General features: G+C 42.5%; 14 protein-coding genes and 1 pseudogene. 7 read left to right on the top strand and 8 right to left on the bottom strand.

From position 1 onward, the window contains the following. Window positions 1-204 (top strand): annotated as a pseudogene (locus MTN96_RS36215) (hypothetical protein); the annotation flags it as partial. 108 nt (window positions 205-312) lie between these two features. Further along, complete coding sequence (locus MTN96_RS36210) at window positions 313-849, top strand: gamma carbonic anhydrase family protein (RefSeq protein ID WP_029773008.1); 537 nt, start codon at window positions 313-315, stop codon at window positions 847-849. Here MTN96_RS36210 and MTN96_RS36205 read toward each other — a convergent pair. After that, complete coding sequence (locus MTN96_RS36205) at window positions 832-1,092, bottom strand: DUF1488 domain-containing protein (RefSeq protein WP_024031321.1); 261 nt, start codon at window positions 1,090-1,092, stop codon at window positions 832-834. The two genes, MTN96_RS36210 and MTN96_RS36205, sit on opposite strands and share 18 nt — an antisense overlap. Beyond that, window positions 1,089-1,913 carry a shikimate dehydrogenase gene (gene aroE, locus MTN96_RS36200; RefSeq protein WP_248463322.1) on the bottom strand — a complete coding sequence of 275 codons (825 nt, stop codon included), beginning with the start codon at window positions 1,911-1,913 and terminating at the stop codon, window positions 1,089-1,091. The genes MTN96_RS36205 and aroE overlap by 4 nt, the downstream gene beginning before the upstream one ends. Before the next feature lie 53 nt (window positions 1,914-1,966). On the opposite strand from aroE, the gene MTN96_RS36195 reads away from it, so the two are divergent. After that, complete coding sequence (locus tag MTN96_RS36195) at window positions 1,967-2,404, top strand: group II truncated hemoglobin (RefSeq protein WP_029773006.1); 438 nt, start codon at window positions 1,967-1,969, stop codon at window positions 2,402-2,404. Between the two features lie 93 nt (window positions 2,405-2,497). Here the strand turns inward: MTN96_RS36195 and hemF are convergent, their stop codons facing one another. The 6 genes from hemF to MTN96_RS36165 all read right to left on the bottom strand — a co-directional run bounded on the left by hemF (window position 2,498) and on the right by MTN96_RS36165 (window position 7,427). Beyond that, the gene (hemF, locus tag MTN96_RS36190) at window positions 2,498-3,448 is read right to left on the bottom strand and encodes an oxygen-dependent coproporphyrinogen oxidase (protein ID WP_248463323.1); all 951 of its coding nucleotides are present in this window, start codon (window positions 3,446-3,448) and stop codon (window positions 2,498-2,500) included. 1 nt (window position 3,449) lies between these two features. Next, window positions 3,450-4,013 (bottom strand): L-threonylcarbamoyladenylate synthase, encoded by a 564-nt coding sequence (locus tag MTN96_RS36185; RefSeq protein WP_096738864.1) that lies wholly within the window; start codon window positions 4,011-4,013, stop codon window positions 3,450-3,452. Window positions 4,014-4,034: 21 nt separating this feature from the next. Beyond that, the gene (locus MTN96_RS36180; protein WP_004588033.1) at window positions 4,035-4,610 is read right to left on the bottom strand and encodes a type I DNA topoisomerase; all 576 of its coding nucleotides are present in this window, start codon (window positions 4,608-4,610) and stop codon (window positions 4,035-4,037) included. A 97-nt stretch (window positions 4,611-4,707) separates the two neighbouring features. Next, a complete protein-coding gene (locus MTN96_RS36175) occupies window positions 4,708-5,181 on the bottom strand; it encodes a DUF494 family protein (RefSeq protein ID WP_004588034.1) in 474 nt (157 codons plus the stop codon). Window position 5,182: 1 nt separating this feature from the next. Beyond that, window positions 5,183-6,274: a DNA-processing protein DprA gene (gene dprA / locus MTN96_RS36170; RefSeq protein WP_004588035.1), complete on the bottom strand. Its 1,092-nt coding sequence runs from the start codon at window positions 6,272-6,274 to the stop codon at window positions 5,183-5,185. A gap of 31 nt (window positions 6,275-6,305) precedes the next feature. Beyond that, complete coding sequence (locus tag MTN96_RS36165; protein WP_248534745.1) at window positions 6,306-7,427, bottom strand: LysM peptidoglycan-binding domain-containing protein; 1,122 nt, start codon at window positions 7,425-7,427, stop codon at window positions 6,306-6,308. Window positions 7,428-7,546: 119 nt separating this feature from the next. On the opposite strand from MTN96_RS36165, the gene def reads away from it, so the two are divergent. The 4 genes from def (at window position 7,547) to trkA (ending at window position 11,768) form a co-directional block, all read left to right on the top strand. Then, window positions 7,547-8,053: a peptide deformylase gene (def, locus tag MTN96_RS36160; RefSeq protein WP_248534743.1), complete on the top strand. Its 507-nt coding sequence runs from the start codon at window positions 7,547-7,549 to the stop codon at window positions 8,051-8,053. Window positions 8,054-8,074: 21 nt separating this feature from the next. Next, window positions 8,075-9,028, top strand: coding sequence for a methionyl-tRNA formyltransferase (gene fmt, locus MTN96_RS36155; protein WP_248534741.1), 954 nt, complete (start codon window positions 8,075-8,077; stop codon window positions 9,026-9,028). Further along, on the top strand, window positions 9,021-10,316 hold the full coding sequence (rsmB, locus tag MTN96_RS36150) for a 16S rRNA (cytosine(967)-C(5))-methyltransferase RsmB (protein ID WP_004588039.1): 1,296 nt from the start codon (window positions 9,021-9,023) through the stop codon (window positions 10,314-10,316). The genes fmt and rsmB overlap by 8 nt, the downstream gene beginning before the upstream one ends. A gap of 75 nt (window positions 10,317-10,391) precedes the next feature. Then, the gene (gene trkA / locus MTN96_RS36145; RefSeq protein WP_004588040.1) at window positions 10,392-11,768 is read left to right on the top strand and encodes a Trk system potassium transporter TrkA; all 1,377 of its coding nucleotides are present in this window, start codon (window positions 10,392-10,394) and stop codon (window positions 11,766-11,768) included. Window positions 11,769-11,850 lie beyond the last annotated feature (82 nt).

The following is an 11,850-nucleotide window of genomic DNA, read 5'->3' as shown; positions in this document are numbered from 1 at the left end:
TCGAGTCAACACTTAATTTTAAACTTTCTTTTTAGAAGATTTAAAACCGAAGTTTTACTTAACTCTGTGAGCAGCTCCTGCCTCGCTATGCGTTGGCGTTCCCCGTCTCAGTGGGGTCGCATTATAGGGAGAACAGATTTTTACGCAAGCACTTTTTTAAAGAAAAACCAAAAAAAAGCACTGTTCGGTCAATATGTGAACTAAACCCTCTATAACTGGTAGTTTTATAATCAAAACAGGCCTTTTCTGGCCTATATTTAAGTGTTGCTGTTACACTCAAGCGACTATAACTGGTATTTAAAAGGTATATATATGGCTATCCGTTCTTATAAAGGTGTGACTCCCTCTTTTAATTCGTCTGTTTATGTTGATGAGTCGTCTGTTTTGGTAGGAGATATTACGATTGGTGACCACTGTAGCGTATGGCCTTTAGTGGCAGCGCGAGGAGATGTTAACTATATACGTATTGGTGAACGTACAAATATACAAGACGGTAGTGTTCTTCATTTATCACGCGCGACTAAAAGTAACCCAGATGGTTACCCACTTATTATTGGTGATGATGTGACAGTAGGACACAAGGTGATGCTGCATGGATGTACGCTTGGAAATCGTATACTTGTCGGTATGGGCGCTATTGTAATGGATAATGTAATAGTAGAGGACGACGTTATTATTGGTGGGGGGTCATTAGTACCGCCAAATAAACGATTGGAGTCTGGTTATTTATATGTTGGTAGTCCAGTAAAGCAAGCTCGCCCATTAACAGAGCAAGAGCTTGCCTTTTTAAAAGTATCTGCAGATAACTATGTGCAATTAAAAGATGAGTATTTAGCAGAGATCAACTAGATTCACTTCTATCTGCCCTGCCGAGTTATAACTTTCATCTTCTATAAGTTGCTCGGCACATTCTTCGTAATCAAACCGGTATTTGTCAAAATGCTGCGTTGCATGGCTTTCATCTTGAAGCCCTAGCTTTCGTAAATCTATAATACACTCCACCAGCATCCCTGTTACTTGTGCAAAAAAGACTAGTTGGTGGGAAGGTTCTCTAAACTCGAGTCTATCTATAAACTGTATGGCTTGATTCATTTAAGCATGCCTTGTTTTAGTGCTTTAACAACAGGAAGTATGGCGGGCATTTTATTACGCCATACATAATATGCCTGTGCAGCTTGGCCTACTAACATACCACTGCCATCTAACAGCTTAGCGTGGTTATTATGCTCTGCAACCCAGTTCATAAATACGGTATTTTGCTGGGAGTAAAACATATCGTATGCCACCGCGCACTGGCTTAGGTGTTTTTCGTCAAGTGCTGGTAACTCGTTGTTCATACTGCTAGAGGTAGAATTTACGATAAGTGAGTAATCGCTTACAGGTAATGTATCAAACCCATAGCCTGTTACCTTGCCATATTCAGCAAATAGTTGTGCTAAGTCTTGCGCTTTTTTTGCCGTGCGATTAACAATCGTTATTTCAGCTGGATTATGCTCAAGTAGAGGTAGTATCACCCCTCTTGCTGCACCACCAGCACCAATAATTAAAATACGCTTATTGGTAATTGTCACTTCATTGGCAAGTAAATCATTAACAAAGCCCACGCCATCGGTGTTATCGCCTAACAAAGTGCCATCATCGCGTTTTTTAAGTGTATTAACTGCACCAACAATTTTAGCAAGTGGGGTGAGCTCATCAGCCATGGCATACGCTTGCTCTTTAAATGGCATAGTAACATTGGCACCTATTCCGCCTTGCTCAAAAAAGGTGGTTACTGTTTTTTCAAAGTGATCGATAGGTGCTAATATTGCGCGGTAGTCGATTTGCTCACCCAAAGATACAGCAAATTGTTTATGTATCGCGGGGGATTTTGAATGTTTGATTGGATTTCCAAAAACCGCATATTTGTCCATTTTAAAGCAACCTCTTTGCAGCTATACACTGCCTATTAACGATGATAAGTAATATGATTAAACGACTTTTTTCAAAATCTAAACCAGCTCCTGAGCAACCAGCGCCCACTCCTGAGAAAACACCGTATGAAATTATTGGTGGAGAAGCAGGTACCCGTGCTATTGCTAATAGATTCTACGACATAATGGCCAGCGATGAATACGCCAAACCATTATATGATATGCATCCTCTGCCATTAGATAGAATTCGCCAAGTGTTTTTTGAATTTTTATCGGGTTGGTTAGGCGGGCCTAACCTATTTACTGAAAAGCATGGCCAACCTATGCTGCGAAAACGCCATATGCCTTTTACTATAAATAAAGACCTGCGCGATCAGTGGATGTATTGCATGAATAAAACGCTCGATATAGAAGTAGACAACCCCCTACTGCGCGAAGGGTTAAAGCAATCTTTTGGACAACTTGCCACGCATATGATTAATGAGCACTAATTGTAACTACTTAGCAAAAAGGCGCTGTTAAGCGCCTTTTATTAGGGTTTGTTGAGCTTTGCGGATTAAACAGCCCCTACCTTAATTTAATATTTATAATTGCCACTCTCTGGCTATCAAATCAGTAGGTTTAGTGCTTAGCCACTCTTGTGGACGTAAATAGTATTGATACAAATTAGCCTCTGCGCTGTCGGGCGCGGGCTTATAATTGTATTCCCAACGCGCCAGTGGCGGCATCGACATTAATATAGACTCTGTGCGCCCACCGCTTTGTAAGCCAAATAGAGTACCTCTATCCCACACAAGGTTAAATTCTACGTAACGACCGCGGCGATACAATTGAAAGTCGCGCTGCTGTTGCGTGTATTCATCATTTTTACGACGCTCAATAATAGGTAAGTACGCATCTAAAAAGCCATTACCAACCGATTGCATAAATGCAAAGCTCTGCTCAAACCCTAGCTCGTTTAAGTCATCAAAAAATAAGCCGCCTACACCGCGTGTTTCGTCGCGATGTTTTAGGTAAAAATATTCATCACACCACGTTTTGTATTTTGGATACACTTGTTCACCAAATGGTGCACAAATGTCGTGTGCGACTTGGTGCCAATGCTGTACATCTTCAAAAACGGGGTAAAAAGGCGTTAAGTCAAACCCTCCGCCAAACCACCAAATAGGCTCTTCGCCTTCTTTTTCAGCTATAAAAAAGCGTACATTGGCATGACTTGTAGGAACATGTGGGTTTTTTGGATGAATAACTAATGAAACACCACACGCATGAAAGCTTCGCCCTGCAAGCTCTGGTCTATGAGCGGTCGCAGAGCCCGGCATAGATGCACCAAACACATGCGAGTAGTTAACGCCGCCTTGCTCTATTACATTACCGTTAGTGGTAACACGCGTACGCCCGCCACCGCCTTCGGCACGTTGCCAGCTATCTTCTACAAATTTTGCATTGCCATCGGCCTGCTCTAAACCTTGGCAAATGGTGTCTTGCAAAGCCATAAAATACGCTTTTACTTGTTCTAATAATTCGCTTTGCATATTAACCTCTAAATACTTTGCCGGTCATGGCATCTTTAATTGTGCTTGGCTGCGTGTTGCCCCCTAAGGGCTCATCAATGTAACAGCCTACCTTATCTGCAAATTGCTGCTTGGCTTGTTCAATACTTGTTACCGTTGGCTGTCCGGTTAAATTAGCACTAGTAGAGACAAGAGGCTTGCCTAATTGCTGGCATAAGCGCTTAACACTTGGATGATCAGTAACCCGTACGGCAATCGTATCAAACTGCCCTGTTAACCATTTAGGCGTATTTTCAGCTGCAGGCATTACCCAGGTAATAGCACCGGGCCAACTAGAGAAAATATCAGCGCGTTTGTCCATTGGCAGCTTTACATCGTCAACATACTTTAATAACTGGCCGTAGTTATCGGCGATTAAAATAAGGCCCTTTTCAACGGGACGCTGTTTTATTTCTAGCAACTTCTCAACAGCTTGCTGATTATCTGGATCACACCCTAAACCATAGACAGCTTCAGTAGGATATAAAATAACTTCACCTTGCTCTAAGCAAGATATAGCCGTAGGCGATGTAGAAAGGTCTGACAAAATATGCTCCAGAAATTTATATTAATCAGTAGTGGTAAGTTTATGCAGGCAACTTTTTTGTGGGCACTGTAGCACAGTACCATTGGCCATTTTTTTCTCAATAACAAGCGGCCAATCGCACTTAGGACATGGCTTGGCTATGGGTTTGTTATTTAAAGTATATTTACAGCTTGGGTAACAATCGCATGAGTAAAACGTTTTACCAAATTTATTGCTGCGTGCAACTAGCTGCCCTTTTTTGCATTTAGGACACCCAGGTAATTCATCATCGTTATTATTAGGTTCGTCATCGTGGGCGATATAATGACACTCAGGGTACCCTGTACAGCCAATAAACATGCCATAACGGCCGTTTTTAACCACCAGCGGTTTTGTGCACTGTGGGCAGGCTGAATCTTCAAGAACCTTTATTTCGTTGCTGTCGTGATGCGCTAATGGACGAATAAAGTCGCATTTAGGGTAACTAGCACAACCCAAAAACGGACCTGTTTTAGAGTTACGGATCACTAATTCAGAACCACATTGTGGGCAGACTTCGTATTCTTTTTCTAAGGCGTGTTTATCCGCCGAGAAAAGCGAATGGTCGATTTTACTCATGAGGTTCCTAATGGGTTGCTGAATTTTCGCCTAATATACCCAAACCACTTAAAGATACAAGCTGTGCATATATGTTTAAGTGGTTTGGCATACAATTTTAATGTAGAAGTTCGGTGGGTTCGTCAAATATAAGGTCTTCCATCTGCTCGTAAGCCTCTTCTGAGCCAGGTACGTTAAATAACACCATAAGCACCACCCACTTTAAGTCGTCGAGCGAAATATAAGGTTTATCTAATGCGGCAAGGCGGTCCATAACCATTTCACGGGTTACACTGTTAACCACCCTTATTTGCTCTAAAAACATCAAAAAGCCACGGCATTCAACGTTTAACATTTTGCATTCGCTATCGGTAAAAATGCGCATTGCTTGGTGAGGCTTTGTAATTAAGTAGGGCGACTCGTCGCTGCGTTGTAAATCGGCCAATTGTTCAAGCCAGTTTAACGCTTTAAAAATTTCGGTCTTATTAAAGCCCGCGCGAAGTAATTCATCGGTAAGCTCGTTTTCTTCAATATAAATATCGGCTTCACTGTGAATGTAGTTTTCAAAAAGATACATGAGAATATCAAACATATTACCTTCCTGTGCTTAGCTTTATATACCCGTCTAACACTCGCTCTATTTCGTCGTCTAACTCTAAATCGAGCAACCTTGCCAGCACTTTATCAATTGGCCACTTGGCGCGACGTACAATTTCATCAACACTGGTTACCTCATACCCTATACTATTTAACACCTCACACTGTGACTGTTTGTTTACAGGCTCCTCTTTATTATATAGACCGCTTTGATAAGAAAAGCTCACCTCATCTAAAATATCTGTTACATTTTCGACTAACTTAGCGCCCTGCTTTATTAAAAAGTGACTCGCTTGCGATAAAGGGTTTTTAATAGAGCCCGGTACTGCAAACACTTCTTTATTTTGTTCAATAGCGTAACGTACCGTGATCAATGAACCGCTTTTAATTTCAGCCTCTACAATAACCACGCCTAAAGACAGCCCAGATATAATACGGTTTCTGCGTGGAAAGTTATGCGCATTAGCAGCGGTACCCGGTAAAAACTCGCTTATTAATAAGCCATGCTCTAATACTTGGTCTGTTAATAATTTATGGCGTTTGGGGTAGTAAATATCAACCCCTGTCCCTAATACACCAATTGTTTTGCCATTATTGGCCAATGCCCCTTTATGCGCGGCCCCATCAATTCCCCGCGCCATGCCCGAGGTAACAGTAATACCGGCTAAAGTAAGCTGATAAGCAAGCTCTGAGGCTATTTCGAGCCCCGTAGGGGTCGCGTTTCTACTACCAACAATGGCCACTTGCGGGCTAGATAACAGCGATATATCGCCTTTACAAAATAACAGTAAAGGGGCACTGGCTATGTGTTTTAGCTCGTTTGGGTATAGCGCATCAAAAATACACACCACTGTAATATTAAGCTGCTGTATTTGTTGTTCGTAATGGTTTACTTGCTGCCAATTGGTATTGAGTAAGTTGCAGGCTTGGTTTTGGGTAAGGCCAAGCTGTTGTAATTCACTTTGGTTTAAATCAAATAATGATTCGAGGGGGTGAGTATGTGATAAGGCTAACAGTGTTTTAATACCTAAGCCTTTACACATATAAAAGGCAAGCCAGTGGGCTAGCTTGCCAGATGACTGATCCATGCTCTCTCCTAGAGCACCGACTCGCTACAACTTAATGAATTACTACACTATCTCCAACGCGAATTGGGTGCTGATTTTTTGTTATTAATGCATAACTCACTTTGTCATACACTTTAAATACAATTAACTCACCCACTTTTTCGTGTGGCATTGTCCATGTTGTGGTGTCTTCATCTGGCTCGCTGCCAAATAATTCACCAGCATCAGATAAAAGCTTTTCAAATTTGCTCGAATCCTCTGGATAACGCGGTCCTCGAGGGCCATCAATAACGGTGGGTGATTGGCGTTCTAAATCGAGGATATGACCAACTTCAATTTGTTGCTCAGCACCTAAGTTTAGCACCACTACATCCATTGTGCTGAATTCTCTTACTTGGCGCGGCGAGTCAATAACACTGCCTGATACACTTTGCTTTGGACGATGCATATTAAAGTACGCTGGTAACATTTGCCCTTGCATAGCAGGGAGTAAAAAATCGCCTTGTTGTATTTCTTGTTTAACTGACTCAACCCGTAAAGACGATGGTACGCCATTGCTTTCATCGCCCGTTCTAAATGCACGAGCCATACCGACATAAGTAGCGCGAGTGGCTAGCTCTTCACCGGTTTGTGTATCTATGTAAGGTTCGCCTTTGTGATAAATAGCATACGCTTTATGTACTTTTAAATCGCCCTTAACGTATAAAATATGCCCGAGAGTTTGCGTTTTAGTATTTTCGTTTGCCCCTAAAATATACGGCTTATCATCTATGTCATCGCTGTTAATTGCTTGCTCATAACTTAAATAAGGTTTAATTATTTCAAGTGGCAAAGTGGAGATGGCGTTATTACCTTTTGGTGTAATACGCCCTTGCGGCGATAACTTTCTGTACGCTTTATTAATCACCAAACGCGGGTTACCGTCGGCGTCGTACACTAACGCGAGTGCATCGCCTGGGTAAATTAGATGCGGGTTATCTATTTGCGGGTTCATTTGCCACAACTCTGGCCACAGCCATGGTTCTTCTAAATAAATGCCGGAAATATCCCAAAGGGTATCGCCTTTTTTTACAACATATTGTTTTGGAGCATCTTTTTTTATTTGTAAAACATCAGCGACTGCAGGAAAAGCAGTACTTAGTGCAAACATAATTGCAGCCAATTGAGATTTCATTGGGCTTCCTTGTATTGTTTTTTCATTATTATTGACCAAAACCTGTTAAAGGGGAACGCGAATGGCTAAAATAAGAGCATACAATACCCTAAATTAAGCACAAGTGTAAAAAGGTAACTATGGCTAGGTTAGAAGTTTTAAGATTTCCAGATGAGCGTTTACGTACGGTAGCAAAAGAAGTTGCACAGGTTGATGACAACGTTCGCCAAATTGTAAAAGACATGCTAGAGACAATGTACGATGAAAACGGCATTGGGCTAGCTGCTACACAAGTTGATATTCATCAACGTATTGTGGTGATCGACGTATCAGAAGAACGCGACGAACCACTGGTTTTAATTAACCCACAAATTATTAAAAAAGATGGTGCAACAATTAGCGAAGAAGGCTGTTTATCAGTGCCTAACTCTTACGCAAAAGTAGACCGTGCTGAAACCGTAACCGTTGCTGCTCTTAACGAAAATGGTGAAGAATTTATATTAGATGCAGATGAGCTATTAGCTATTTGTATTCAACACGAACTAGATCACTTACAAGGTAAACTATTTATTGATTACCTATCGCCATTAAAGCGTCAACGTATTCGCAAAAAGCTTGAAAAAGAAGCTAAATTTGCCGCGAAGTAATAAGCACCTTAGGAAAACTCAGTGACAAAACCACTACGCATTATATTTGCCGGTACGCCGGACTTTGCCGCTCGTCACCTACAAGCGTTAATTCAAAGCGAACACCAAATTGTTGGAGTTTACAGCCAACCAGACCGCCCTGCTGGGCGTGGTAAAAAGTTAAAAGCCAGTGAAGTAAAAGCGCTTGCGCTTGAACATGAACTACCTGTTTTTCAGCCACAATCATTAAAAAATGAAGACGCACTCACTGAGCTTAAAAGCTTAAATGCCGATATCATGATTGTGGTGGCTTATGGCTTAATTTTACCAAAAGCCATTTTAGAGGCGCCACGCTTAGGGTGTTTAAATGTGCATGGCTCTATTTTACCGCGCTGGCGCGGTGCTGCGCCTATACAGCGCGCAATTTGGGCTGGCGATGAAGATACCGGCGTAACCATAATGCAAATGGATGAAGGGCTTGATACCGGCGACATGCTGCACATTAGCCGCTGCCCTATTGCTGCGGATGAAACCAGTGCCAGTTTATACACTAAACTGGCTGAACTTGGTCCCGGAGCACTTGTTCAAACCATTAATAAGTTAGCCAATGGCGAGCTTATAGCAGAGCCGCAAAACGACGAGTTGGCAAATTACGCTAAAAAGCTTTCAAAAGAGGAAGCAAATATTGATTGGACGATGGATGCTGTACAAATTGAGCGTAATATACGTGCGTTTAATCCATGGCCAGTGTGTTTTACTCAAATGGGTGAGCACAGCGTAAAAATTTATCAAGCCTCAGTCGTTGAGCAAACAGGCCATGCGGGCGTTGTTTTATCAAGCGATAAAAACGGCATTGTAGTGGCGTGTGGCAAGCAGGCATTAAGTATTACACAGCTGCAACCCCAAGGTAAAAAACCAATGGCAATTAGCGACTTTTTAAACGGTCGCAGTGACTGGGTAACTCCTGGTACCGTATTAGGCGAAAACAATGAGTAATGTTCAAAACGTACGTGCGCTTGCCGCTGAAACTTTATATAACGTGGTTGATAAAGGCGCTTCGCTAAATCAAGAGCTACCATTTGCCAGCCAAGGACTGCCCCCTAAAGACAAAGCGCTATTACAGCAAATTTGTTACGGCGTGTTGCGCTACCTACCTAGCCTTGAAAACTACTGCCAACATTTAGTAGAACAGCCACTTAAAGGTAAGCGTCGTATTTTTCAGTTTTTGTTGTATGTCGGTATCTATCAGCTGCAGCATATGCGCGTGCCACCGCATGCCGCCATTTCTGAAACCGTTAATGCCCTTGGCCAAATGCGTGCATTAGGCTTAAAAGGCTTAATTAATGCTATTTTGCGTAGTTTTCAGCGCCAACAAAGCGAGCTTGAAGAAAAAGCCAAGCAAATACCAGTGTGTTTATATAACCATCCAAATTGGTTTATTAAACAAGTGCAAGCTGCCTACCCAGACAACTGGGAAGCGCTTCTTGAAGAAAACCAACAACAAGCCCCTATGTGGTTACGTGTCAATCAAGCCCAATACAGCACGCAACAATACAGCGAAATGTTAACGGCTAACGATATAGAGCACACGTTAAACCCTGAGTTTGTTGATGGTATAAAACTAGCTAAGCCGCGTGATGTATTTTCGTTGCCAGAATTTGATGTGGGCGCCTGCTCAGTTCAAGATGCCGCAGCGCAATTAGCCGCACGCTTTTTAGCACCTCAAGCTGATGAATACATTTTAGATGCCTGTGCAGCACCTGGCGGTAAAACATGTCATATATTAGAGCTTGCTGATGCAGAAGTATTAGCACTTGATAGTGACGCCACTCGCCTAGAACGTGTTAAACAAAATTTAACCCGTATCGGTTTAGGCGCAGACCTACAATGTGCAGACGCTTCGCAGCCACACACATGGTGGGATGAGCAACAGTTTGACCGCATTTTATTAGATGTCCCTTGTTCGGCAACCGGTGTTATACGCCGCCACCCAGATATAAAATGGCTTCGCCGCGCATCAGACATTGAAGATTTAGCCACACTACAAAGCGATATACTCAATAGCATTTGGCCGCTACTTAAACCAGGCGGCACAATGATATACGCAACCTGTTCGGTACTGCCGCAAGAGAACCAACAGCAAGTCGCTAAATTTTTAGCTAATAATAGTGACGTTGAGCATATACCACTGCACGACAACGACACAGTTACCAACCCTGGTTTACAATTACTACCAGGTGAAAGCGACGGATTTTATTACGCTAAGCTAGTTAAAAAAGCCTAATAGCCGTACACTCAATAGCCATTTATTAAACAGTAAATGGCTATTTTTTTAATTAAACAGTAATTCGGGTAAATAATGAAAATAATCATACTCGGTGCCGGACAAGTCGGTGGTACGCTTGCTGAAAACTTAGTTGGCGAACAAAACGAAATAACCGTTGTTGATATAGACGGCAACCGCTTACGAGAGCTACAAGATAAGTACGACTTACAAGGGGTCACGGGGCACAGTGCTCACCCAGATGTGCTCAGACGTGCAGGTGCTGAAGACGCCGACATGATTATTGCGGTAACCAGCTCAGATGAAGTCAATATGGTGGCGTGCCAAGTCGCGTATAGTATTTTTAATACGCCAACTAAAATAGCCCGTATCCGATCAGAGCAATATTTAAAATACCGCGAAAAGCTATTTCATAACGATGACCTCCCGGTTGATCACTATATTGCCCCCGAAGCACTTGTTACCAAATATATTCGCCGTTTAATAGATTACCCAGGCGCGTTGCAAGTGCTGCAATTTGCCGATGGCATGCTCTCTCTCGTGGCTGTAAAAGCTTACTACGGTGGCTTATTAGTGGGTTATGCGCTTTCTGCTTTAAAAGAGCATATTCCGAATGTAGAAACCCGTGTAGCAGCAATTTATCGCCAAGGTAAAGCTATAAAGCCGCTGGGCACCACGGTAATAGAAGCGGACGATGAAGTATTTTTCATTGCTGCCACTAAGCATATTCGTGCGGTTATGAACGAGCTACAAAAACTTGAGCGTTCTTACAAAAAAATTATGATAGCCGGTGGCGGTAACATTGGTGCAGGCCTTGCTCGCTCACTGGAAAAAAACCACAGCGTTAAGTTACTAGAGCGCAGTAAAGAGCGTGCTGAGCAACTCTCTGAAATGCTAGATAACACCGTCGTGTTTTGTGGAGACGCTTCAGACCAAGAACTACTATCTGAAGAGCACATAGAACAAGTTGATGTGTTTATTGCCGTAACCAACGACGATGAAGCAAATATAATGTCGGCCATGCTTGCAAAACGCATGGGCGCACAAAAAACCATGGTGCTTATTCAGCGTGGTGCGTATGTAGATTTAGTGCAAGGGGGTGAAATAGATATTGCTATATCACCACAACAAGCAACTATTTCGGCGCTACTTACACACGTACGCCGTGGCGATATTGTTAATGTGTACTCGTTACGTAAAGGCGCGGCAGAGGCCATTGAAGCCGTTGCCCATGGCGATGAAAACACATCAAAAGTAGTTGGCCGTGCGATTGCCGATATCAAGCTACCTGCAGGTACAACGATTGGCGCTATTGTACGTAATGACGACGTACTGATTGCCCACGACGACACCGTTATTATGTCTGGTGATCACGTTATTATGTTTTTAATCGATAAAAAGCATATCAACGTAGTAGAAAAGCTATTCCAAGTTAGCGCTATATTTTTATAGTGTCTCGTCCTGAAATAGGTTGACGGTTTTAATGAAAGACTTGGTGCGAAAGCGCCAGGTCTTTTTTATGCACTTGATTTGG

Source organism: Pseudoalteromonas sp. 2CM28B (assembly GCF_023161935.1).
This window is presented reverse-complemented; position numbering and strand designations above follow the sequence as displayed.